Source organism: Hymenobacter aerophilus DSM 13606 (assembly GCF_000382225.1).
Taxonomy (GTDB): Bacteria; Bacteroidota; Bacteroidia; order Cytophagales; family Hymenobacteraceae; genus Hymenobacter; species Hymenobacter aerophilus.
Map to the genome: position 1 here is coordinate 1 of NZ_KB907824.1, position 22,527 is coordinate 22,527.

Annotated in this window: 21 protein-coding genes; 9 read left to right on the plus strand and 12 right to left on the minus strand. The window is 63.4% G+C overall.

Annotated features, from left to right (window positions below; translation table 11 throughout):
• Positions 1 to 207, minus strand: a 207-nt coding sequence (locus H145_RS0115410) for a helix-turn-helix domain-containing protein (protein ID WP_019949055.1), incomplete at its 3' end; no start/stop codon positions are given.
• 227 nt (positions 208 to 434) lie between these two features.
• On the opposite strand from H145_RS0115410, the gene H145_RS0115415 reads away from it, so the two are divergent.
• From H145_RS0115415 to H145_RS0115430, 4 genes are all read left to right on the plus strand, one after another.
• Positions 435 to 1,787, plus strand: coding sequence for a type IX secretion system plug protein (locus H145_RS0115415; protein ID WP_019949056.1), 1,353 nt, complete (start codon positions 435 to 437; stop codon positions 1,785 to 1,787).
• Positions 1,788 to 2,291: 504 nt separating this feature from the next.
• Positions 2,292 to 3,578 carry a cation:proton antiporter gene (locus tag H145_RS21580; RefSeq protein ID WP_019949057.1) on the plus strand — a complete coding sequence of 429 codons (1,287 nt, stop codon included), beginning with the start codon at positions 2,292 to 2,294 and terminating at the stop codon, positions 3,576 to 3,578.
• A gap of 212 nt (positions 3,579 to 3,790) precedes the next feature.
• Entirely contained in the window at positions 3,791 to 5,251 is a 1,461-nt protein-coding gene (locus H145_RS0115425) for a M48 family metalloprotease (RefSeq protein WP_026351549.1), read from the plus strand.
• Positions 5,252 to 5,365: 114 nt separating this feature from the next.
• Complete coding sequence (locus tag H145_RS0115430; RefSeq protein WP_019949059.1) at positions 5,366 to 6,796, plus strand: M48 family metalloprotease; 1,431 nt, start codon at positions 5,366 to 5,368, stop codon at positions 6,794 to 6,796.
• Positions 6,797 to 6,906: 110 nt separating this feature from the next.
• Here the strand turns inward: H145_RS0115430 and H145_RS25055 are convergent, their stop codons facing one another.
• From H145_RS25055 to H145_RS0115445, 5 genes are all read right to left on the minus strand, one after another.
• Positions 6,907 to 7,371, minus strand: a complete 465-nt coding sequence (locus H145_RS25055; RefSeq protein WP_071595212.1) for an HNH endonuclease — start codon at positions 7,369 to 7,371, stop codon at positions 6,907 to 6,909.
• Positions 7,372 to 7,410: 39 nt separating this feature from the next.
• The gene (locus H145_RS24230; protein WP_157541645.1) at positions 7,411 to 7,671 is read right to left on the minus strand and encodes a hypothetical protein; all 261 of its coding nucleotides are present in this window, start codon (positions 7,669 to 7,671) and stop codon (positions 7,411 to 7,413) included.
• 96 nt (positions 7,672 to 7,767) lie between these two features.
• Positions 7,768 to 8,793, minus strand: a complete 1,026-nt coding sequence (locus tag H145_RS0115435) for a vWA domain-containing protein (RefSeq protein WP_019949060.1) — start codon at positions 8,791 to 8,793, stop codon at positions 7,768 to 7,770.
• A gap of 164 nt (positions 8,794 to 8,957) precedes the next feature.
• On the minus strand, positions 8,958 to 9,839 hold the full coding sequence (locus tag H145_RS0115440; RefSeq protein ID WP_019949061.1) for a hypothetical protein: 882 nt from the start codon (positions 9,837 to 9,839) through the stop codon (positions 8,958 to 8,960).
• A 144-nt stretch (positions 9,840 to 9,983) separates the two neighbouring features.
• Positions 9,984 to 10,883 (minus strand): DUF58 domain-containing protein, encoded by a 900-nt coding sequence (locus tag H145_RS0115445; protein ID WP_019949062.1) that lies wholly within the window; start codon positions 10,881 to 10,883, stop codon positions 9,984 to 9,986.
• Between the two features lie 37 nt (positions 10,884 to 10,920).
• On the opposite strand from H145_RS0115445, the gene H145_RS23775 reads away from it, so the two are divergent.
• Positions 10,921 to 11,319 carry a DUF4296 domain-containing protein gene (locus tag H145_RS23775; protein WP_019949063.1) on the plus strand — a complete coding sequence of 133 codons (399 nt, stop codon included), beginning with the start codon at positions 10,921 to 10,923 and terminating at the stop codon, positions 11,317 to 11,319.
• A 90-nt stretch (positions 11,320 to 11,409) separates the two neighbouring features.
• Here H145_RS23775 and H145_RS0115455 read toward each other — a convergent pair whose 3' ends face one another.
• The 6 genes from H145_RS0115455 to egtB form a co-directional block, all read right to left on the minus strand.
• On the minus strand, positions 11,410 to 11,742 hold the full coding sequence (locus H145_RS0115455; RefSeq protein WP_019949064.1) for a tRNA-binding protein: 333 nt from the start codon (positions 11,740 to 11,742) through the stop codon (positions 11,410 to 11,412).
• A gap of 136 nt (positions 11,743 to 11,878) precedes the next feature.
• Positions 11,879 to 12,427, minus strand: coding sequence for a DUF922 domain-containing protein (locus tag H145_RS21590; protein WP_019949065.1), 549 nt, complete (start codon positions 12,425 to 12,427; stop codon positions 11,879 to 11,881).
• 157 nt (positions 12,428 to 12,584) lie between these two features.
• Positions 12,585 to 13,955 (minus strand): MATE family efflux transporter, encoded by a 1,371-nt coding sequence (locus tag H145_RS0115465; RefSeq protein ID WP_019949066.1) that lies wholly within the window; start codon positions 13,953 to 13,955, stop codon positions 12,585 to 12,587.
• Positions 13,956 to 14,165: 210 nt separating this feature from the next.
• Positions 14,166 to 15,269 (minus strand): pyridoxal phosphate-dependent aminotransferase, encoded by a 1,104-nt coding sequence (locus H145_RS0115470; protein ID WP_019949067.1) that lies wholly within the window; start codon positions 15,267 to 15,269, stop codon positions 14,166 to 14,168.
• 35 nt (positions 15,270 to 15,304) lie between these two features.
• On the minus strand, positions 15,305 to 16,330 hold the full coding sequence (egtD, locus tag H145_RS21595) for an L-histidine N(alpha)-methyltransferase (RefSeq protein ID WP_083937807.1): 1,026 nt from the start codon (positions 16,328 to 16,330) through the stop codon (positions 15,305 to 15,307).
• A 139-nt stretch (positions 16,331 to 16,469) separates the two neighbouring features.
• Complete coding sequence (egtB, locus tag H145_RS0115480) at positions 16,470 to 17,879, minus strand: ergothioneine biosynthesis protein EgtB (RefSeq protein WP_083937808.1); 1,410 nt, start codon at positions 17,877 to 17,879, stop codon at positions 16,470 to 16,472.
• Between the two features lie 313 nt (positions 17,880 to 18,192).
• Here egtB and H145_RS23780 point away from each other — a divergent pair, with 313 nt between their 5' ends.
• The 4 genes from H145_RS23780 (at position 18,193) to H145_RS0115500 (ending at position 22,343) form a co-directional block, all read left to right on the plus strand.
• Entirely contained in the window at positions 18,193 to 18,474 is a 282-nt protein-coding gene (locus H145_RS23780; protein WP_019949070.1) for a KGG domain-containing protein, read from the plus strand.
• 147 nt (positions 18,475 to 18,621) lie between these two features.
• Positions 18,622 to 19,692, plus strand: coding sequence for an o-succinylbenzoate synthase (locus H145_RS0115490; protein WP_019949071.1), 1,071 nt, complete (start codon positions 18,622 to 18,624; stop codon positions 19,690 to 19,692).
• A 96-nt stretch (positions 19,693 to 19,788) separates the two neighbouring features.
• A complete protein-coding gene (locus tag H145_RS21605) occupies positions 19,789 to 21,069 on the plus strand; it encodes an aspartyl protease family protein (RefSeq protein ID WP_169513200.1) in 1,281 nt (426 codons plus the stop codon).
• A 116-nt stretch (positions 21,070 to 21,185) separates the two neighbouring features.
• Positions 21,186 to 22,343, plus strand: coding sequence for a lysophospholipid acyltransferase family protein (locus tag H145_RS0115500; protein ID WP_157541649.1), 1,158 nt, complete (start codon positions 21,186 to 21,188; stop codon positions 22,341 to 22,343).
• Positions 22,344 to 22,527 lie beyond the last annotated feature (184 nt).

A 22,527-nucleotide genomic window follows, 5' to 3' on the forward strand; every position in this document is an offset into this window, starting at 1 on the left:
GGCCTGGTCGTCGGCCGAGAGTAGGCGCGCAGGCCCCCCGCTAGCGGGTTTAGGAGCCAGCGAGCCGGTTTCCCGCTCACGTCGTAACAGGTCGCGCACGAACGAGCGGCTCACGCCGAAGCGTTGGGCGACCTGCGTCTGGCGAGCTTTCGGTTCGCGGCAGGCGGCGGCCACCCGGGTGCGTAAATCAAGCGAGTAAGGTTGCATAATAGGGCATACGGCTAGATACCCAGAAAGGCCTAACCGTTCACGAATCCGCTATATGACTGTTGGTGGTACGATAAGCGAAACTAGTGGTGCAGAAATGCAAAATTAAGCCAGAGTTGTTGTGTCAGGCACTATGGCGGTTCTTTCAGTGTCGATGTACATTGGCAGGTTCTGAGCAACGCAACTCCTGCTGCTAAAGGTAGCCCGTCGTCCTTACCTTCGCAATCATGCGTCTACTTTCCCGCTTTCTGCCCCTGCTGGTTCTGCTGGCCCCGGCCTGCGTGCCGCTGGGTACGCCCATCACCGACCCTAATGCTGCCCGCCGGCCCGCTACGCCCGGCCAGGTGGGCACCGAGTACTACGCCGATAAAAAGCTGCGCTACGAGGACTACATCTACGACCCCAACGTGCGCACCGTGCTCTGCTACGTGCCCACGGGCCAGGCGGGCCAAGTGTTCAATCCGCCGGTGGTGCCGCTGAGCCAGGGACAGTCGCCGGTGCTGGAGTTTGATGTGCTGGGCGGGTCTGGGCAGCGGCTCACGGCCAAGCTTGTGCACTGCGACCTGAACTGGCAGCCCTCGATGCTGACCGACATGCAGTTTCTGAGCGAAATCAACGAGCAGCTCATCAGCAACTACCGGCCTTCGGTGAGCACCAAAGTGCCCTACCAGCACTACCAGGTGCAGATGCCGCGCGTGAAGCTGTCGGGCAACTACCTGTGGGTGGTGCAGGGCGCGGGCGGTACGCCGCTGCTGAGCCGCCGGGTGCTGGTGTTCGAGGATGGGGCCGTGCAGATTTCGATGCGCCAGGGCATTCCGGTGGCGGGGGAGGAGCGCTTCCGCTGGCAGCAGGTTGATTTCGGGATTCGCTACAACATGGCCCTCGTCAATCCGGCCCAGGAGGTGAAGGTAGTGCTGCGCCAGAACTTCCGCTGGGACAACGCCCACTACAACCTGCGGCCCACCTTCGTGCGCGACGCCGAGCAGCAGCTCGACTACCAGTATTTCAACTTCGAAAACGCCTTTCCCGGCCTGAGCGAGTTCCGGTTCGTGGACCTGCGCACCTTCCGCTCGGCCGGCGCCGGCGTGGCCCAGCTCGATGCCGCCACCACGCCCCGCGCCGCGCTGCTGCTGCCCGAAGCCTCCCGGGCCGGCGAGCGGTACACCCAGTACGACGACATCAACGGCCAGCGCCTGATTGAAAGCCGCGAGTACCCCGGCGACCCCAGCACCAACACCGAGTACCTCGACGTAACGTTCCAGCTGCTGGCCGAGGCGCCCGCCGCCGGCCCGGTGTACGTGCTCGGCGCCCTTTCCGACTGGCAGCTGCGCGACGAGTTCAAGCTGACCTACGACGCCGCAAGCAAGATGTACCGGGGCCACGCGCTGCTCAAGCAGGGCTACTACAACTACATCTACGCCACCCAAACGCCCACCGGGGCCAACTCGGTGCCCTGGGAAGGCAGCCACCAGGAAACCGAAAACCAGTATGACCTGCTGGTGTACTACCGCCCGCCTGGCACCCGCACCGACTTGCTCATCGGCTACCAGCGGCTGGATGTGAACCGCCGCCGGCCCTAATGCAGCGCGAACCGTAGAACGGCTGTAGCGCGAAGCTTCTGCTTCGCGCAGTGTTGCTGACTTCCAAACGACGTCGTTCAACGGTACGCGTGCTTGTAGCGCGAAGCTTCTGCTTCGCGCAGTGTTGCTGACTTCCAAACGACGTCGTTCAACGGTACGCGTGCTTGTAGCGCGAAGCTTCTGCTTCGCGCAGTGTTGCTGACTTCCAAACGACGTCGTTCAACGGTACGCGTGCTTGTAGCGCGAAGCTTCTGCTTCGCGCAGTGTTGCTGACTTCCAAACGACGTCGTTCAACGGTACGCGAAGCGGAAGCTTCGCGCTACAGCCGTTCTGCGGTTCGCACTACTGCCAGTACACCGGTAACGCACGTTTTTCTGAGCCTGCGCAGGGCCTTATCGGGTGAGCATGGGTTACGGCACAAAACCAGATGAGCTGTTTTTGCGTGCTAAGGTCCTTCGCGCTGCTCAGGATGACGGCCGGTTCTCTCGCTTCTCATCACCCAACATGTACAACACCATCCTTGTCGTGCTCGGCGTGGCCATCCTGGGCGTGGCCTGGCTGCCCTCGCTGCTCAAGAAATACCCGCTTTCCTATCCGATTCTGTTTGTGGGGCTGGGCCTGCTGTTGTTCAGTTTGCCGCTGGGCCTGCCCGACCCCGACCCGGTGGAGTTCTCCACTTTTGCCACCCACCTTACCGAAATCTGCGTGACGGTGGCCCTCACCGGCACTGGGCTCAAGATTGACAAGCGGTTTTCGCTCAAGGCCTGGCGCGTTCCTATTATGTTGGTGCTGGTGCTGATGGTGCTCACCATTGCCGGCTTCGTGGGGCTGGCCTGGGGCGTGTTCGGGCTGCCGCTGGCTTCGGCCGTGCTGCTGGCCGCCACTCTCGCGCCCACCGACCCCGTGCTGGCCGGCGACGTGCAGGTAGGCGAGCCCGGCAAAGGCGGCGAAGACAACGTGCGCTTCGCCCTCACCGGCGAAGCGGGCCTCAACGACGGGCTGGCCTTTCCCTTCGTGTACCTGGGCCTGGCGCTGCTGCCCATCGCCAAGGAAAGCGTAGCCGACCGGCTCTGGCACTGGGCCTGGATGGATATGGGCTACCGCGTGGCCATGGGCCTATTTGCCGGCTGGCTCGCGGGCAAGGTGCTCTCTTACCTGATTTTCGACCTGCCCAAGCGCGTTAGCATCCGCCCCAATGCCTACGGGTTTGTGGCGCTGGCCGTAACGCTGATAGCCTACGGCCTGACGGAACTGGTGCACGGCTACGGCTTTCTGGCCGTGTTCGTGGCCGCCGTTACGCTGCGCCGCCACGAGCGCAGCCACGAGCACCAGGACGAGATGCACGACTTCACCGACCAGCTGGAGCGCCTGCTGATTGTGGTGATTCTCATTCTGTTCGGTGGCGCCATTGCCTGGGGCCTGTTCGACCACCTGACCTGGCGGGGCGCGGCCCTGGGGCTGCTGCTGCTGCTGGTACTGCGGCCGTTGGGTGGCCTGCTCACGCTCTGGGGCAGCCGCCTGGGTATGGGTGAGCGGCTGGTAGTGTCGTTTTTTGGCATCCGGGGCATCGGCTCGTTTTTCTACCTGGCCTTCGCCCTCGATACCCGCTACTTCCCCCAAAGCCGCGAGCTGTGGGCCATCACGGGCTTCACGGTGCTCGTCTCCATCATTATGCACGGCTGCCTGGCCACACCCGTCATGAACTGGCTCGACAAGCGCCAGGGCCGCCTCACGGAGGTGGAGCTGGAGGAACAGGAGGTGCGGGAAGAAGAAAAAAGGGCCGTTAGCTGAGGTTATTACCTTTTGGTAAGGGCCGTTCTGGCACTGCGCCTCACCCCCGGCTCCCTTTCCTCAACGGAGAGGGGGCCGGGAGGGGAGGCGCACCGAGAACGTAATAAATCTGCAACTACTAGACTATCTGCTACCAGCCCAACACCAGATGCCGAACGCCAGCGGAGAAGTTGCGTTGAAAGGCCCAACTCCCATTCTTAACCCCCGCTGCCATGCTCCGACGCTTACTTCCCTCCCTGCTAATTGCCAGTTCGTTTCTGACGGGCTGCGCCGTGAACCCGGTAACGGGCAAAAAAGAAGTGATGCTCGTGTCGGAAGGGCAGGAGCTGGCCATGGGCAAAGAATCGGACCCGGCCGTTATTGCCCAGTTCGGCCTGTATCCGGACGACAAGCTGCAGAAGTACATCAACACGATGGGCGACAAAATGGGCAAGGTGTCGCACCGCCCCGAGATTGACTACCAGTTCCGCATCGTCGATTCGCCCATCATCAACGCCTTTGCCGTGCCCGGCGGCTACGTGTACTTCACGCGCGGCATTATGGCCCATTTCAACGATGAGGCGCAGTTTGCCGGCGTGCTGGGCCACGAAATCGGCCACATAACGGCCCGGCATTCGGCCAAGCAGCAAACCACCTCCATCCTGAGCCAGGTGGGGCTGATGGGGGCCATGATTGCCTCGCCCCGGCTGGCGCAGTACGGCGAGCAGGCCATGCAGGGCCTGCAGCTGCTCACGCTCAAGTTCAGCCGCGACGATGAAAACCAGGCCGACGAGCTGGGCGTGGAGTACTCGACCAAAATCGGCTACAACGCCGCCGAAATGGCTGATTTCTTCCGCACTCTGGAGCGCGAGCAGCAGAAGGCCGGCGGCGAGGCCATCCCCGATTTCCTGAGCACTCACCCCAACCCCGCCGACCGCTACACCCACGTCAACCGGCTGGCCGCCGAGTGGAAGGCCAAGCCCACCACGCCCGCCAAGCTCGCCATCAACCGCGACCAGTATTTGCGCCTCATCGACGGCATCACCTACGGCGAAGACCCGCGCCAGGGCTTCGTGGAGAACAATGCCTTTTATCATCCGGAGCTGAAGTTTGAGTTTCCGGTGCCGCAGGGCTGGAAAACCCAGAACTCGCCCCAGCAATTCCAGATGGCTGACCCCAACGGCAAAGCTATGATGCTGCTCACACTGGCCCCCGGCAGCTCGCTGCAGGAGGCCGCCCAGGCCGTGGCCAAGCAGCTTAGCCTGCAGGTAGCCGATTCGCGCCAGCTGACGGTGCACGGCTTCCCGGCTTTGGCCTTTGTGGGCACCCAGGTGCAGCAGGACCAGCAAACCGGCCAGCAGCAGACGGGCATGCAGGTGCTGAGCTACATCATTCAGGATGGCAAGTCGCTTTATGTGCTGCTGGGCGGCAGCGCCCTGCAGGATTTCGCGGCCTACGCGCCCATCTTCACCCGCACGATGGAAGGCTTCCAGCGCCTTACGTCGGCCGACAAGCTGGGCCGTCAGCCCGAGCACGTGCGCATCCGCACCATCAAAACCCCCCAGACGCTGGCCCAGGCCCTGACGGCCAACGGCGTGCCCACCAAGCGCCACGAAGAAATGGCCATCCTCAACGGCATGCAGCTCTCCGACAAGCTGGGCCGCGGGCTGCTGTTTAAGGTGGTGGGCAAGTAGAACTGGCGGGGTCTTTGGTTACGGCCGGGTTAGCCGCCCGTCCGGCGAGGCTGCCGTGATGGTAGCGCCGGGGCCCCAGGCTGGCCTTGTTTTCCGCTTTTCGCTCTCTTCCGCATGAAAAACTTCCTTTCCCATCCTTCCCTGCGAATTGGCGCCCTGGCGCTGGCGTTGCTGCCGCTGGCCGGCTCCACCGGTTTCCGGCCCGCGGGCCCGGCCAAGCAGCCCGACCCGCAGGTAATTGCCCAGTTCGGCCTGCTCAACAACCCGTCCCTGCAGAAATTCATCGACCAGAAAGGCCAGCAGATGGCCGCCGTATCGAGTCGGGCCGACTTCGGCTACCAGTTTACCATCCTCGATTCGCCAATGATTAACGCCTTTGCCGCGCCCGATGGCAACGTGTACTTTACGCGCGGCATCATGGCCCATTTCAACGACGAAGCACAGTTTGCCGGCGTGCTGGGCCACGAGCTGGGCCACGTAACGGCCCGCCACGGCGAAAAGCAGCAGACCCGCTCGACGCTGGCCTCCGGGGCGCTGCTGCTGGGCTCCATCCTCTCGAAACGCATAGCCTCCATCGCCCAGCCGCTGTCGCAGGGTGCGGGCCTGCTGTTCCTCAAGTACGGCCGCGACGATGAGCGCGAGGCCGACAAGCTGGGCGTGGCCTATTCGAGCAAAATCGGGTACGACGCCTCCCACATGGCCGATTTCTTTCTCACGCTGCAGCGCGAGGAGCAGGCCAGCGGGGCCGGTGGCACGCCCACCTTCCTGAGCAGCCACCCCAACTCGGCCGACCGCTACAGCACCGTGAAGCAACTGGCCGCTCAGGCCCGCCAGAATAGCGGCGGCCGCACGCTCACCATCAACCGCAACTCGTATCTGCGGATGATTGAGGGCCTGCCCTACGGCGACGACCCGCGCCAGGGCTTCGTGGAAAACAGCACCTTCTACCATCCCGAGCTGAAGTTTCAGTTTCCGGTGCCGAAGGGTTGGAAAAGCCAGAACTCGCCCCAGCAGTTCCAGATGGCCGAGCCCAACGGCAAAGCCGTGCAGATTCTGACGCTGGCCCCCGGCTCTTCGGCCCAGGAGGCCGCCCAGGCCCTGGCTAAGGAGCTGAACCTGAACTCGCCCCAGGCCAGCCGCACCACCCTCAACGGCCTGCCCGCCATTGCCCTGCAGGGCGACCAGGTGGGCCAGGACCAGCAAGGCCGCCAGGGCATCCAGGCCAGCACGCTGTCCTACGTCATTCAGGACGGCAAAACGCTCTACGCCCTCATCGGCCTGTGCGCCCCCGGTACGCTAGGCAGCTACGGCCCCGCCTTCCAGCGCACCGCCCAAAACTTCCGCCCCCTCACCGATGCCAGCAAGCTCAACCGCCAGAGCGAGAAAATCCGCATCCGCACCGCCAAAGCCGGCCAGACGCTGGCCCAGGCCCTGGCCGCCAACGGCATTCCCGCCAAGCGCCACGAAGAAATGGCCATCCTGAACGGCCTGAAAACCAGTGACAAGCTCAGCGCCGGTACCTTGTTTAAAGTGGTGGGGCGGTAAGGGTGCTACCTCTTAAGTAGCTCATCTTTACAGGGCCGGGAGTTGCAGTTAACAGCTGCGACTTCCGGCCCATTTAGTTATATGCAGTGCCTTTTAAGGTGTCAATTACCCTATTTTTCTTCTCGATTAGCGTTAACAATATTTTGTAATTCTTCAATTGAATATGGTTTTTCGCGCCTGTGAATCATCGAATGGCAGTTTGAGCAAAGCGGTATCAAGTCCTTTATCGGGTCTACCTTATATTCCTCTCCTATCTCAGATAAAGGCTTTAAGTGATGAACCTGAACGTACCCGCTACCAATGGATCCATATACTCTCTCGAAATCAAAACCACAAACCTGACAATGAGTCCCATAGTATTTGATGCAGGCCAATCTTGCCTTTGCGTTACGTTCATAAGTATTTAGGATTAGGTTATGCCGTTTCCCTTCGTAGTAAGAGTCGTCCTCCTCTTTGATAAAATCTTGCTTTATTAATTCATTACTATCTATTAGAATGGGGTTGTTTTCCTCATTTTTATTTGCCGAATAGAATTCGTCTACACCATCCGAAATGCTATCTAAAGCCCTACGCAAGTTTTTATGCAGCTTCCAAACAAACCCTCTTTCCAGTGTTCAAACACCAATAAAAAGTAAAGTCCACCATTGAATACTCTTGTCATCGATATTTACATCTGATACTTGTGCCGCTAGTTTCTTGCCTAGACGCCCTACTATTCCATTAGCCGTTAAAAAATGCTTATATCCTAATGATTCAGCAACCTGCGGGGCTGTGATGCCATTAGCATTACTATATGCAAGCATTAAAACGGAAATCTCATTTTCTGTGAATTCTGTATTAGACAGAAAATCATGAAAGACTTTTTCAGAGTACATATTCTATTAGTTGTGGATTTTTGGAAGGTTTGATTTTTTTTAGCCTTAAAATGATGTTAGAATCACTATCCGATCGAATCAGCGTAAATCTGTGATTTAGTCCTCCAGCGCGTTTGTCAGAAACGTGTTCTTCAACCCCAGCCAGAGCAGCCAGAAGCCCAGGCACCAGTAGAGGTAGGTGCGGTAGTAGTCCTGGGTGTTGCGGTAGCGGGTCTGCTTGATTTCGGACTTTTCGAGGCGGTTGATTTGGGCGAACACCTGGCGCAGGCCGGCGTTGTCGGTGGCGCGGAAGAAGCGGCCGTCGCCGGCCTGGGCCAGTTGGCGCATGGTGGTTTCGTCGAGGCGGGTTTCCACGAAGCGGGGCCGGCCGTTTTCGTCGGTGCCGTAGGGCACAGTGCCATCCTGCCCCAGCCCGATGGTGTAGATTTTGAGGCCGTAAGCGTGGGCCAGTTGGGCGGCCGTGAGCGGATCGAGCGAGCCGGCCGTGTTTTCGCCATCGGAGAGCAGAATGCACACTTTGGTGCGCGAGGGGGAGTCGCGCAGGCGGTTGGTGGCCACGCCCAGCGCCGTGCCGATGGCCGTGCCGTCGTTGGCAATCAGGCCCAGGCGGATGCTTTGCAGGTTTTCGCGCAGCAGTTCGTAGTCGGTGGTGAGGGGGGCCAGCGAGTAGGCGTCGCCGGCAAACACCACCAGCCCCACCCGGTCGCCACGGCGGCGGTCGAGGAAATCGAGGGCTACGCGCTTGGCGGCTTCGAGGCGGTTGGGGCGCAAATCCTGCAGCTCCATCGAGGCCGACACGTCGAGTACCATCATGATGTCAATGCCCTGGCCGGTTTGCACCACCCGCTCGTCGGTGCGCTGGGGCCGCGCCAGCGCCACAATGCCGAACATCAGGCTCAGGGCCAGCACCACATCGGGTACGAAGCGCAGGGCCGCGCTCCAGTCGCGCCGCAGCTCGCCGGCCACGAAAGCCACATCCAGGTGCGCCCGCCGCCGCCGCGCCAGCGCCCAGCGCAGCACAAACAGCAGCGGCACCAGCGGCAGCAGCAGCAACAGGCGCGGCTGCTCCCAGCTGTAGCCGGCCAGCGTGGCGTAGCGCAGGCTGTCGAGCAGTTCATTCATCTAGCGGTGATTTGGCGGTTTGGTGACTTGGTGATTTGGTGAACCGGAGGGTAAAGGTACTGTCATCCTGAGCGGCGCGAAGAGCCTATCCAGACGCTAACATCAGCTATTATCCCCTGGATAGGTCCTTCGCGCCGCTCAGGATGACAAGATTGTAGGACAACTCATTCCCCTTCCAGCGTTACCTGCGCATACTGGCGCTCGGCAAACTGGCGGAGCAGATCGAAAATGACGTCGGTTTCGGTGTCTTCCTCGAAAAACTGATTGCCGTAGATAACGCGGTCGGCCAGGGCCAGGGCCTGGCGCACGGCGGGGTCGTGGTTGTAGCGAGCCACGATTTCGCGGGTGGTGAGGCTGGTAATGTTGAAGCCCGTGAGCGTGGAGAGGTAGTTTTTCCAGAGCGTAATGGCCCGCTCCATGTTGGTAAGCGAGCGGGAAAGTGTGAATCGCTCGACGTGGCGGGCGTACTGGGCCAGGAAGTACGCGTGGTTTTTGCGTAGCCGGTAGCGGCGGTAGCGCAGGCGCAGGCGCTGCCGGAAACCCAGCACCAGCCCGCCGGCCAGCAGCAGCACGCCGGCCAGTCCGGCCAGCCAGTAGGGGTAGTTGAAACGGGCCGCCACGGGTTGCAGCTGCAGATTCTGGCGCAGCGCGGGCACCTCGCCGGATTGAACGGTAGCCGGGGCCGTGCGCCGCAGCCGGACCTGCACCGGCGGCGTGGGCAGCAGCAGCGTATCGCGGCCGCGCAGTACGGTTACGGGCACGCTCAGCGTCAGCACCGAATCGAGGCTGAAGGTGCGCAGCCGGTACACGGCCTGATCGAGGCTGCGGCCCTGGCGGGTGCGGGTAGGGCGGTAGCGGCGGCTCACGTACTCGAAGGGCGCAAAGCTGGCCGCCGAGTCGGGAAAGATGATTTCCAGCGCCGGCGCGTGGCGCGAAGTCAACTCAAATTCGATGATTTCGCCCACTTGCACCGTGGCCTGCCGAAACCGGCCCTGCGCCACGGGTTGCTGCGCCGCGGTGTCGGCAGCCGTAGGAGCAGCCGGCACCTGCGCAGCTCCCGTACCCGCCAGCAGCAGCCCAGCCCAAAGAAAAACGCCTCTAAACAGTCGCCTGCCTTTCATTTTCTCCCGTTCATGTCCCGTAACTTCCTAATCCCTAATCCCTAATCCCTAATCCCTAATCCCTAATCCCTACCCCCGGCCGCCGCGCTGGTTGCGCCGCCGAAACAGGTTCACCAGCTGGGGAACGAAGTCGGTGGTGGTGCTGATGGACAGAAACTCGGTGCGATGGCGGCGGCAGATCTGGCCGATCTGGGCATGATTCTGCTCGTAGGTGGCCCGGTAGCGCGCCCGAAACGCGGCCGAGGAGGTATTGGTCCAGACGGTGCGGCCCGATTCCTGGTCGTGCAGCGGAATGATGCCCAGGGGCGGAAACTCCTGCTCGCGCTTATCGAGCAGCTGCAGCACCACCAAGTCGTGCTTGCGGGCCAGCATCGTCAGCTCGCGCTCATAGTCGGCATCAATAAAATCGGAAATCAGCAGCACGATGCTACGCCGCTTCAGCAGCCCCAGGGCCTGCTTAATGCCGGCCGCTACTGCCGTCTGGCGGTGCTGAGGCGCCAGCTCGTAGAGCCGCTTGATGAGGGCGTAGGCGTGGCGGGTGCCCTTGCCGGGCGGCAGGTATAGCTCTTTCTGGTCGGAGAAGGCCAGCAGGCCAAGCTGGGCATCCTGGCGGGCGGCGGCCAGGGCCAGCACGCCGCAAATGTCGCGGCCCACATCGAGCTTGCGGCGGCCGGCCGCGCCCACCTGCTGCGAGGCACTCACATCGAGCAGCAGCAGCACCTGCTGCTCGCGCTCCTCCTTGTAGGTTTTCACGAACGTGCCGTGGCCCTTGCTGCTCACGGCCCAGTCGATGGCCCGCACTTCGTCGCCGTACTGGTACAGGCGCACTTCGTCCACTTCGAGGCCCGTGCCTTTAAATACGGAGTGGAAATTGCCCTGCAGCTGGGCATCCACGGCCTTCAGGATGCGGATTTCCATCTGCCGCAGGCGGCGCACGAGCTGCTGGAAGGGCGAGTCAGCGGGTTTCATTCGGCCTAAACTACGGCATTGGCCTAACTTTGCCTTCGTGAAACGAATTTCCTCCCGCCTTGCCGCCGCTTGCCGGGCCCTGCCGCTGGCCGGCGCGCCGGCGCTGCTCACGGCTTTCCTGCTGACTGCCAGCGGCTGCCAGCCGGCCAACGAAGTGCCCGCCCCCGCCCAGCTACTGCCGCCCGACAAAATGGTGCGCCTACTGATTGACCTGCACACGCTGGAGGCTCGCACCGAAGGCGCCGCCCTGCCGCCCGACTCCAGCCGCGCCCTGTTCCGGCAGCAGCAGCAGCAGGTGTATGCGCGCCACGAGGTGTCGGATTCGGCCTTCACGCAAAGCTTCCGCTACTACGCCATGCACGGCCACGACCTGAACGACCTCTACAAAACCGTCATCGACAGCCTGGCCGCCCGCGAGAAACGACTGAGTAAGTGAGTGAATTGGTGAAACAGCGTGTCATTCTTCGTCCCTGGCTTGATGCGCCACATGCTCTGAATGACCGTTTCTTTATCACCTCCTGAACCGCTACCGCAGGCGGCTGCCGTTGGGCAGGGGGGCGGCCAGGGTAGCCAGCACAATATGGCCGGCCGCATCGGGGGCGCCGGTTACCAGCACCTCGGAGCGCAACGGCCCGATTTGCTTGGGCGGAAAGTTGACCACGCACAGCACCTGCCGGCCCGGCAGGTCGGCGGGGCGGTAGTGGTGCGTAATCTGAGCGCTGGACTTACGCAGGCCGATTTCCGGGCCCAAATCAATCAGCAACCGATAGGCCGGCTGCCGCGCCTCCGGAAATTCGTGCGCCTCCACAATGGTGCCCACGCGCATATCCACGCGCTCAAATTCTTCCCAGGTTAGCATGCGGTGAGATGGTGATTTGGTGAAATGGTGAAATGGTGAGTTGACGTTCCGTCGGCCTAAAGTACTGGCGGCGCAAATGGCGCAATTCGGGCCCAAGAACGGTAAACTCACCATTTCACCAACTCACCATCTCACCTTATTCGGCGAAGGCGGCGAATTGCTCAAGGCGCTGGCGCGTTTTCTGCTCCCACTCGGCCTGTTTGGGGGCGTTGAGGCCGTGGTTGGTTTCCTGGTCGTAGCGGGCTTCGTCGCGCTGCCAGGCCAGGAAGGCCACTTTCGTGAGGTTGTTGAAGGCCGGCTGTAGGTGCAGGCAGTCGAACTTCACCAGGCTAAGCTTCTGGCGCAGCATGCGGGCGTGCACTTCCGTCAGGTCGAAGTGCAGCTGCTCGTGGCGCAGCAGTGCCGGCGAGGCCTGGGTTGCATTGCGCACCCACGACTCGGAAGGGGCAAACGTGGCCTGCACCTTGCCCGAAAAGTGGAAATCGACGCAGCCAATGGTGGCATCGATGGAGGAAGAGGTGAGGGCCGCCAGCCGGTCGGTGTTGGGGCGGGCTCGGAAATCGTCCCAGGTAAGCGGGCGGGCGGCGCTCCAGACAACCTTCGGAGCCGGGGGCGGCAGCGTGTTCTGGACGGGTTGGGCGGGCAGCAGCAGGCTCAGAAGCCAGAAAGGAGTAGTGAAAACCATTGTTCGGGAGCTATGAGCTTATAGCGGATAGCCGGCCGCTTTCGTTCCTTTTCCGGCCGGCTGTGTTCGAGCGGTTAATCAGCAGGCTTCGTTTTTTCAGCTACCAGCTACCAGCTACCAGCTACCAGCTACCAGCTACCAGCTACCAGCTACCAGCTCAATGGGTGGCCAGGGCGGGTTCGCTCAGGGAAGCCGCTACCAGGGGGCGACGATAGAAGCGTAGCAGGAGCATGCCGGCTACCAGCGTCAGGCCCGTGAGCAGGCCCAGCCACACGCCCACGGCCCCCATATTCAATTTGAAAGCCAACACGTAGCCCAGCGGCAGCGCCACCACCCAGTAGGCCAGCAGGGCCACCACCGAGGGCACTTTCACGTCTTCGAGGCCCCGCAGCGCGCCCAGCCCCACCACCTGCAGGCCGTCGGAAACCTGGAAGGCGGCGGCAATCAGCAGCAGCGTGGCCGCCTGGGCTACCACGGCGGGGTCGTGGTTATAGTAGAAGGGCAGGTAGTTGCGCACCAGCACCAGCACCAGGCCCGTCAGGCACATAAACGCGAACGTGAGCAGGTAGCCCATCTGGCCGGCCTGCCGGGCGCCGGCGCCGTCGTGGGCCCCGAAAAACTTGCCCACCCGAATCGTAACTGCCGCTCCGATGCCGCTGGCGGCCATGTAGGTAACCGAGGCCACGTTGATAGCAATCTGGTGGGCCGCCAGCTGGGTAGCGCCGAGCCAGCCGATCATGATGGCTGAGAAGCTGAACGCGCCCATCTCAAAGGTCATCTGCACACCAATCGGGGCGCCCAGGCCCAGCAGGCGGCGCAAACCGGGCATATCGGGCCGCGGGTTGGCCGCGGCGGCTTCGCGGTAGGGCCGCAGCCGGGCGGCCCGCAGCACGTACCAGGCCATCAGAATGGCCATCAGCACGCGGGCGACCAGCGTGGCCCAGGCCGCGCCCATCATGCCCAGCTGCGGCATGCCAAGCTTGCCGAACACCAGCCCGTAGCAGAGCACGGCATTCACCACGTTGGCCTGGATGGAGAGCGACATGGCCTGGCGGGTGAGGCCCAGGCCCTCGGCAAACTGCTTGAAACCCTGAAAAATCATCAGGGGGAAAAACGACAGAAACAACACCTGCACCCAGGGCGCGGCCAGCACTACCACCGGCGCGGGCTGGCCCAAATGGGGCAGCAGCGCGGGCACCAGCAGGCCCACCGCAGCCAGCACCAGGCCGGCAAAGGCGCTCAGCCACACGCCATTCACAAGCAAACGGCCGTTGGCGGCCACATCCTGGCGGCCGTCGGCGGCGGCTACCAGCGGTGTGATGCCCATCGTCAGGCCCAGGCCCAGCACCATCACCACCGTGCTCACGCTCACGGCCAGCGACACGGCCGCCAGTGGCACCTTGCCCGTCTGCCCGACCACCATGCTGTCCACCACGTTGACCAGTACGTGGCCTAACTGGCTAAGCACCACCGGGTAGGCCAGGCTGAGCGTGGGGTTGAGATGGGAACGGAAAGTAGTAGCAGACATAACCAAACAGCAAAACAGGCCGCAAAGGTACGGCTTTGCCGGAGGGCAAGAGCAGGAGTGGGTCAGAGGGTAAGGAGGTTGTCATTCAGAGCGCCGCGAAGAATTTCGCGGGCCACAGGATATCCTAACATCTGAGTTACCACTGCCCGCGAGGTTCTTCGCTCCGCTCAGAATGACACCACTTTGTCAGGCCATCACCTCCTTAGCCCATCACCCCAGCACTTCCAACACCCCCGCCATTCGCTCACAGGCCAGGGCCAGGTCGGCTTCCGGAACGGCGTAAGAGAGGCGCGCGAAACCAGGAGCCTGGCAGCCGGCCCCGTCCACCACATCCACGCCGGCCGTGCGCAGGCGGGCTACCAACTCAGCGGAAGACTGAACTGCCGGCTGGCCGGGACGTAGGTAGGCGCGCAGGTCGGGGAAGGCATAGTAGGTGCTGGTTGGCGCCACCAGTAGCGCGCTGGTCGGCAGCGACGCCAGAAAGTCGAGCAGGTAGGCGCGGGTAGGGCGCAACTGCGCCACGAGACGGCCGGCTACGTCGGTGGCCGCCCCGGTTACGGCCAGGGCGGCGGCCTGCAACGGGGCGGGCACGGCCGCGCCGGTGGCGTGCTGATAGGCGGCGCACGCGGCCGCTACCGGAGCCGGCGCTACCAGGTAACCGACTCCCCAGCCAATAAGCGCCAGCGACTTGCTGAAGCCGTTGACTACCAGGTGGCGGCCCCGCGGGTCGGGGAAATCGAGCAGCGAAACCGGCGGCTCGGCGTCGAAATAAATGAGGTCGTAAATCTCGTCGCTCAGCAGATATAGGTTGGGGAAATCGGCGGCTACGCGCAGCCAGCCGGCCAGCTCGGCGCGGCCGTAGCGGCGGCCGGTGGGGTTGTTGGGGTTGGAAAACAGCAGCACCCGCGTACGCTCCGTCAGCGCCGTCCGTAGCTGCTCTTCCGGCAGGGCGTAGCCATCGTCGGGGTGCAGCGGCAGGGTGCGCAGGGTGCCGCCGGCGCGCACTACCAGCTCCTCGAAGCCGAACCAGTTGGGCGTGGGCAGCAGCACCTCGTCGCCGGGGCGGAGCACGGTTTTCAGCAGCGCAAACAGGGCCGCCTTGGCGCCGGGCGTAATTACTACGTTGGTAGACCCCAGCGGCGCGGCATCGGCCGGGCGGGCGCGGCCGGCCAGGGCGGCCCGCAGCGCCTCGGAACCCGCGGCGGGCAGCACGGCTAGCGGCGAGGACTGCAGGGCGTGGGCGGCGGCCGCAGCGGCTTCGGGCGGCACCGCAAAATTGCCGTAGCCCGAGGCTAGGGAAACAGAATCGGTCATAAGCAAAAAGCGTAGTCGGCCCGCAGCCAGCCCGTTTAGTGGCCCGCGCGCCGCAGAATTACGTCGGCAAAGTAGTCCTGCTCATCGGTGAAGAAATCGGCCGTGGTGAGGCCGGCCGCCTGGGCAATTTCCTCGATGCCGGGCTGGGTGAACTTGAAGGAATTCTCGGTGTGAATCATCTCCCAGGCCCGGAAATCAACCGACCAGCCGAGTTCGGCAAAGTGCACGGTTTGGGCGCGGGTGCTGGCCAGAAACGAGCGCACGGCCCCGGTTAGCGGGTTGTAATCGGTGTAGTGCTGCCAGTGGGCGAGGTCGAAATCGGCACCAAGTTCGCGGTTGAGGCGGTGCAGCAGGTTGAAGTTGAAGGCGGCCGTTACGCCCTGGCTGTCGTCGTAGGCGGCCCGAATGAGGCGCGGGTCCTTCTGCAGGTCGAAGCCGATGAGCAGCCGGTCGTTGGGGGTGAGCGGGCGGGCCAGGTCGGCCAGAAACTGGTGGCGCTCCTCGGGGCTGAAGTTGCCGATGTTGGAGCCCAGAAACAGCACCGCCTTGCGGCCGGGGCGGGCGGCCATCAGGCCCAGGGCGTCGGCGTAATCGGCCACTACGGGCTCCACGCGCAGGCCCGGCAGCTCGGCCTGCAGGCTGGTGGCCAGGCCGGCCAGCGCGGCCGCCGAAATATCAACGGGCACGTAGGTGAAATCGGCGCCGTTTTCGAGCAGCTCGCGCAGCAGAATCTTGGTTTTCAGCCCGTCGCCGGCGCCCAGCTCCAGCAGGAAAAACGGCTCGGCGGGGTTCTGGGGCCGCAGCGCCCGCGCAATGGCGGCGCGGTGCCGGGTCAGGAGGGCAAACTCGGTGCGGGTGGGGTAGTATTCCGGCAGGGCCATAATCTGCTGAAAAAGCCGGCTGCCCTCGTCGTCGTAGAAATACATCGACGAAAGCGCCTTGAACGGCCGGCTCAGCCCCTCGCGCACATGCTCGCGCAGCAACAAGTTGGGGTCGGCGGCAGCGGCGGTAGTTGCAGCCGGAGCCGTTGCAACCGTAGAAACAGTACTATCGTGGGGCATAAAGGAAGGTTTACGGGCTGTCCGCTAACAGGACGGGTCATTCAGCGCGCAGCGAAGTATCCGGCGTGCTGACGTTGCTATAGTAATTTAATGCTAGTACGCGAGATTCCTCGCTGCGCGCTGAATGACGGTAAAGCAGTTAGCGGGCCAGGCGGATGCCGGTGAACTGCCAGCGTTTGTCGGCGTGGAAAAAGTTGCGGTAGGTGAGGCGGATGTGGCTTTCGGGCGTGGCGCAGGAGCCGCCGCGCAGCACTAATTGGTTCACCATGAATTTGCCGTTGTACTCGCCCAGTGCGCCGGCCGCTTTCTGGTAGCCGGGGTAGGGGTGGTAGGCCGAATACGTCCATTCCCAGGCCTCGCCGAGCAGCTGGTGGCACTGGTCGGGGGCGGCGTCGGGCGGCAGCGGCTGCGGGTCGAAGCGGCTGCTTTCCAGGAAAGTGCCGCCGGCTGTGGTGGCCCCAAACTGGCGGGCTGCAATTTCCCATTCCTGCTCGGTGGGCAGGCGGCAGCCCCGCCACTGCGCGTAGGCGTCGGCCTCATAAAAGCTTACGTGCGTAACCGGCGCGGCCATGTTCACGGGCTGCAGGCCGTGGTGCGTGAAGCGCAGCCACTGCCCGTCGCGCTCCAGCCAGTAGAGCGGCGCCTGCCAGCCCTGCTGCTGCACCAAATCCCAGCCTTCGCCCAGCCAGTAGCGGAAATCGTGGTAGCCGCCGGCCGTTATAAATTCCAGGTACTCGGCGTTGGTCACGAGCCGGTTCTGCAGCTCAAAATCGGCCACGTAGGTGTCGTGCGGGCTCAATTCATTATCAAAGCAGAACCCTTCGCCCTCGAAGCCAATGCGGTGCACGCCGCCTTTTACCGGCAGCCAGGCCGCTTTTGGTAATGAAGAATTAGTAATTAGTAATGAAGAATTATCCTGCTCCGGTAGGTTGTGTTTTTGAGCTACTTCTTCGGATGACAATTCTTCATTATTAATTATTAATTCTTCATTCAAATAAGAAGGGGCCAGCGGGCTGGTGCTGAGGATGTATTTGATGTCGGTGGCCAGCAGCTCCTGGTGCTGCTGCTCGTGCTGCAGGCCCAGCTCAAACACTTCCCAGAACGCGGGCGGCAGCGTATCGGCTTGCTGGGTCAGCAGCTGCTGCATGGCCGCATCAACGGCCTGGCGGTAGGCGTACACGTCGGCCAGGGGCGGGCGCGACAGGGTGCCACGGTCGGCCCGGTTCACGCGCGAGCCCAGCGAGTTGTAGTATGAGTTGAACAGGAAGGCGTAATCGGGGTGGAACAGCTGGTAGCCGGGCAGATACTCGCGCAGCAGAAACGTTTCCCAGAACCAGGTGGTGTGCGCCAGGTGCCACTTGGGCGGGCTCACATCGAGCATGGGCTGCACCACGGTATCCTCGGGCAGCAGCGGCCGGCACAGCTCGGCCGACTGGGCCCGCACGGCCGCAAATCGGGTGGCGGGAACTGGCAGGACGGTTGGGGCCGGCAGGGCGGCCGGAGGTGAATGGCGCGGCGCGGCGGAAATCGGGGCAGAAATAACAGACATGGGCAGGATAGGGGATGGAAGCGGCAGCTATAATAACAGCTAAAACACCAAAACGGCCGAGTGGTTTAGCGGCGCAAATTCCCAGGGGCGTTGCTGAATAAACCGAAGCTGCTGCGTAATAATACGGATTAGCTCGTCCGTAGAAAGTGGTATTTTACTGTTTTGACTCCGCTAAATGCTTATAAATAAGGTTAAAAGCGCCTAATTGAACGTAGGCAATCAACAATTCAGCTACCTCGCCGGCCCTTCCGCTACTCTCCGGAATTCCGGCGCTTCCCCTTCATTTATTCGTCCACCACTTTCCTTCCAACCGATGAACACCAATTCCTCCGCCCGTCCCGTTGCCGCAGCAGCCAGCGCCTCCGGTTCCAAAGCTGCCGCCAGCAAAGCCGCCGCCGGCCAAACGGTTACCAAGCGCCCCCGCGGTTTCGCCGCCATGGACCCCGCCACTCAGCGCCGCATCGCCAGCGAAGGCGGCCGTGCCTCGCACCAGAGCGGCCGCGGCCACCGCTTCACCTCCGAGGAGGCCCGCGCCGCCGGCCGCAAGGGCGGCCAGGCCACCCGCGGCTCTGCCAAAGCCAAAACCAACTCCTAGTCGGTTTTCGGCTTCGGCCCCAACCCCAGCGCCGCCTTCTGCCCGGTTCAGCCCGGTCGGAAGGCGGCGTTGCTGTTGGGGCGGGTTGTATATTGGCCCGCACCCGCCGCAGCGGGCCGTTTGCTATTTCTGCCGATTTCTGCCGCCATGCTTCAGCTTCGATCCGCTCGTCGCGCCCTGCGCTTCAACTTCCCGGCCCGCACCTCGCGCGGGGCCCTCACCGAGCATGTAGCCCATTACCTGCTGCTCTCCGATTCGGGGGCGCCCGAGCGCGCCGGCTGGGGCGAGGCCGCCCCGCTGGCCGGCCTCAGCCCCGACTACGGCCCCGATTTTGAGGCGACGCTCGAAGGGTTTGTGCACGAGTTCAACCGCCGCCAGCTGCGCGAGCTGCTGCCCCACGAGGCCGCCGACCTGGTGGGCCCCGAGTGGCCGGCGCTGCGCTTCGCCCTCGAAACGGCCGCCCTCGACTACCAGCACGGCGCCCGCCGCCAGCTCTACGACAACGCTTTCAGCCGGGGCGAGGCCGGCCTGCCCATCAACGGCCTGGTGTGGATGGGCGACGCCGCTTTCATGCGCGAGCAGATTGAAGCCAAGCTGGCGGCCGGCTTCGACTGCCTGAAGCTGAAAATCGGGAGCCTCGATTTTGCCACCGAGCTGCGCATCCTGGCCGACATCCGGGCCCAGGCGGGGCCCGAGCGGCTTACGCTGCGCGTGGATGCCAACGGCGCTTTTGCCCCGGCCGAGGCGCTGGGCAAGCTCGAACAGCTGGCCCGCTTCGACCTCCACTCCATCGAGCAGCCCATTGCCGCCGGGCAGTGGGCGGCGCTGGCCGAGGTGTGCCGCCACTCGCCGGTGCCCGTGGCGCTGGATGAGGAGCTGATTGGCCTGACCAACCCCGCCGGCTGGCCCGAGCTGCTCGAACGGGTGCGCCCGGCCTACCTCGTGCTCAAGCCCACGCTGCTGGGCGGGCTGGCCGCCAGCCAGAGCTGGGCCGCGCTGGCCGACGCGCACGGTATCGGCTGGTGGCTGACTTCGGCGCTGGAATCGAACGTGGGCCTGAATGCCATCAGCCAGCTGGCCAGCACGGTGGCCCGGCCGGGCTTTCCGCAGGGCCTGGGCACCGGCCAGCTCTACCACAACAACCTGGCGGCCCCGCTCAGCATTGCGGCCGGGCAGCTGCACTACCATCCGGCCGGCCCCTGGGAGGCGCCCGGCTAGCCGCCGGGGCCGTTGGGGCTTGCGCTTGGTGTCTAATTTTAAGTACCTTACCAGGGAAGTTTTTCCTTTGGTATGCCGCTGCGAATCGGGCCTTTCTTGCGTGCGTACTCTTGGCGCCGGCCGCCGCTTTTGGGCTGGCTGCTGCTCCTGCTGCTGGCACTGGCCGGCCCCGCGGCGCCTGGTCGGGCGCAGGGCCCCGAGCCGGTGTTCCGGCTCACGCAGCCCCGCGCCCGCAAGGCCCGCATCCCGTTTGGCCTGCAGCGCAACCTGATTGTGGTGGAAGTGCTGCTCAATGGGCAGGGGCCGTACAATTTTCTGCTCGATACGGGCCTGGGCACTTCGCTCATCACCGACCCGGCCGTGGGCCGCGAGCTGCAGCTGGCCACCACCGACCGGTTTCTGGTGTCGGGCGCCGGCGAGGAAAACGCGCTGGAAGCCTATCGGGTGCCGGGCGTGGCGGTGGCGTTGGCCGGCGGGGTAGGGGCGGCCCGGGTTCCGTTTCTGATGCTTTCGGAGGATGTGCTCAACATTTCGGGCTACGTGGGCCTGCCGGTGCACGGCCTGCTGGGCTCCGATGTGTTCCGCCACCTCGTGGTGCAGGTCGATGCCCAGCAGCAGCAGCTCGTTTTCTTCGACCCGGCCCGCTACCGCGCCCCGCGGGGCCGCCGCTGGACGCGGCTGCCGCTGGAGTTCGACGGCTCCAAAGCCTTCCTCAACCTGCCCGTGCAACTCACCGACTCGCTGCAGCTGCCGTTGCGGCTGGTGCTCGATACCGGCGCGGGCCACGCGCTGTCCTTGGAAACCACCTCCGACCCGCGCCTGCGCCTGCCGCCGGCCCGCCTGCGCACCCAGCTCGGGCGCGGCCTCAACGGCAACATCAACGGCTATCTGGGCCGGGTGCCGGCCCTGCAGCTGGGCCGCTACCGCATCGAAAACCTGCTCACGTCTTACCCCGACTCGACCGACGTGGCGGCGCGGGCCGAGAGCTTCCGCAACGGCAACCTGGGCTTCGAGCTGCTCAAGCGCTTCACCACCATCATCGACTACCCCCACAACCGGCTGCTGCTGCGGCCTAACAACCTGTTCCGCGACCCGTTCGAGCACGATATGTGCGGCTTCGATCTGCTGGCCTTCGGACCCGGTTTCCGCCGCTACCGGCTGCTGCGCACCGAAACAGGCGGCCCCGCCGACCAGGCCGGGCTGCGGGCCGGCGACGAAATCGTGTCCATCAACCTGATTCCGGCCGAGTTCTTTTCGCTCACCGACATCAGCCGGCTGCTGCATTCGGCCAACGGCCGCCAGCTGCTGTTTGTGGTGCGCCGCGCGGGCTCAGACGAGTTGGTAACGGCCCGCGTGCGCCTCACCCGCCAGATTTGAGTTCGGCCTCCGCCCGGCGCTGTTGGCTGAATCTTTTGCGGCCATTGCCAGGGCGGGGCGCAACTCGGAGGCGGCTAAAAGCAGTACATTGGAAACCCGACCGTGTTCCGCCCCCTATGATGACGCCCCCCGCTGCCGCTGCGAATCCTGCCGGGCCACCACCGGCCGTTGTGGCCAACCAGTACATCTACGCCGATTATTTCGACGAGCAGTTCGTCGAGACGCTCGACCGCAACATTATGCAGCTGCTCGACCGGGTGTGGTTTCGCTCCGAGCTGGTGGGCTTCGACGACTACCCGCAGCGCAACCGCCCCGACCGGCCCCTGCTGTTCGCCTCCAACCACTCGGGCATGGCCTTTCCGTGGGACGCCATGGTGGCCCTGGCCCACCTGTGGCGCCAACTGCCCGATTTGCGCGACCTACCCCGGCCGCTGTCGGCGCCCATGCTTTCGCAGTCGAGTTTGATGAACCCGTTTCTGGTGAAAAACTTCTGGAAGCGGGCCGGGTGCGTGGATGCCACCACGCTCAACTTCGAGACGATGATGTACTACAACGACCACAACCTGATGCTGTACCCCGAGGGCGTGCCGGGCATCGGCAAGGGGTTCAATAATAAGTACCGGCTGCAACGCCTGGCCACTAGCATCGTGCGCCTGGGCATCGAGCACCGCACCGACATCATCCCATTCTACACCATCAACGGCGAGTACCTCAACCCCTACACCTACAGCTGGGAGTGGGTGAACCGGCTGAGCAAGAAAATCGGGATTCCGTTTATTCCGGTGGGGCCGGTGCTGCTGCTGGTGCTGCTGCAGCCCTGGTTTTTCTACATGGCCTTTCCGGCCAAGCTCACCTTCGTGCTCGGCACCCGCGTGAAGCCTTACGAGCTGACCGACAAAACCCCCGCCGACCTCACCCGCGACGATTACCGGGCGCTTTCGGAGCAGTTGCGCGCCCGCATGCAACCTGAGCTGGACGCCGCCGTGGCCAAGTACGGCCAGCACCCGTACCGCTGGCGCGAGCTGTGGCAGCGCATCAAAACCAACTGGCGCTACTTCCCGTTTTTCCTGCCGTGGGCCTGGCCCGCGCTGTTTCAGGAGTTCGAGCGCCAATACATCCGCGCCGGCCGCCGCGACTTCGACCTCGACCTGCGCACGCCCGGCGCCTATTGGCGCATGCTCTGGCGCAACCCCTTTACCATCAGTTTTTTTATTCCGCTGCTGGGCTGGATTCCCATCGCCATCCGCGGCTACAAAAACCATCGGATTAAGTAGAATTATGAATTCCGTCAAGGTTTTAATGTGAAGATATGCGTGTTTATTACTGCTGTTACGCAGGGAGTAGTAGCGCGAACTTTGTAGTTCGCGTCCCTGCGCCGTTCACGCTGCTTTAACGGCGCGGGGACGCGAACTACAAAGTTCGCGCTACTACCCTGGCAGCACTGCAACGAACCCACTG

Excerpts from the sequence above, each read along its gene's own strand:
- H145_RS0115465 (WP_019949066.1), bottom strand. The coding sequence starts at position 13,955 with ATGTCTGCTACTACTTTCCGTTCCCATCTCAACCCCACGCTCAGCCTG.
- H145_RS0115490 (WP_019949071.1), top strand. The coding sequence starts at position 18,622 with ATGCTTCAGCTTCGATCCGCTCGTCGCGCCCTGCGCTTCAACTTCCCG.
- egtB (WP_083937808.1), bottom strand. The coding sequence starts at position 17,879 with ATGTCTGTTATTTCTGCCCCGATTTCCGCCGCGCCGCGCCATTCACCT.
- H145_RS0115415 (WP_019949056.1), top strand. The coding sequence starts at position 435 with ATGCGTCTACTTTCCCGCTTTCTGCCCCTGCTGGTTCTGCTGGCCCCG.
- H145_RS0115500 (WP_157541649.1), top strand. The coding sequence starts at position 21,186 with ATGATGACGCCCCCCGCTGCCGCTGCGAATCCTGCCGGGCCACCACCG.
- H145_RS0115445 (WP_019949062.1), bottom strand. The coding sequence starts at position 10,883 with ATGAAACCCGCTGACTCGCCCTTCCAGCAGCTCGTGCGCCGCCTGCGG.
- H145_RS0115430 (WP_019949059.1), top strand. The coding sequence starts at position 5,366 with ATGAAAAACTTCCTTTCCCATCCTTCCCTGCGAATTGGCGCCCTGGCG.
- H145_RS0115425 (WP_026351549.1), top strand. The coding sequence starts at position 3,791 with ATGCTCCGACGCTTACTTCCCTCCCTGCTAATTGCCAGTTCGTTTCTG.
- H145_RS23780 (WP_019949070.1), top strand. The coding sequence starts at position 18,193 with ATGAACACCAATTCCTCCGCCCGTCCCGTTGCCGCAGCAGCCAGCGCC.
- egtD (WP_083937807.1), bottom strand. The coding sequence starts at position 16,330 with ATGCCCCACGATAGTACTGTTTCTACGGTTGCAACGGCTCCGGCTGCA.
- H145_RS21580 (WP_019949057.1), top strand. The coding sequence starts at position 2,292 with ATGTACAACACCATCCTTGTCGTGCTCGGCGTGGCCATCCTGGGCGTG.
- H145_RS0115455 (WP_019949064.1), bottom strand. The coding sequence starts at position 11,742 with ATGCTAACCTGGGAAGAATTTGAGCGCGTGGATATGCGCGTGGGCACC.
- H145_RS24230 (WP_157541645.1), bottom strand. The coding sequence starts at position 7,671 with ATGTACTCTGAAAAAGTCTTTCATGATTTTCTGTCTAATACAGAATTC.
- H145_RS0115470 (WP_019949067.1), bottom strand. The coding sequence starts at position 15,269 with ATGACCGATTCTGTTTCCCTAGCCTCGGGCTACGGCAATTTTGCGGTG.
- H145_RS0115435 (WP_019949060.1), bottom strand. The coding sequence starts at position 8,793 with ATGAATGAACTGCTCGACAGCCTGCGCTACGCCACGCTGGCCGGCTAC.
- H145_RS21590 (WP_019949065.1), bottom strand. The coding sequence starts at position 12,427 with ATGGTTTTCACTACTCCTTTCTGGCTTCTGAGCCTGCTGCTGCCCGCC.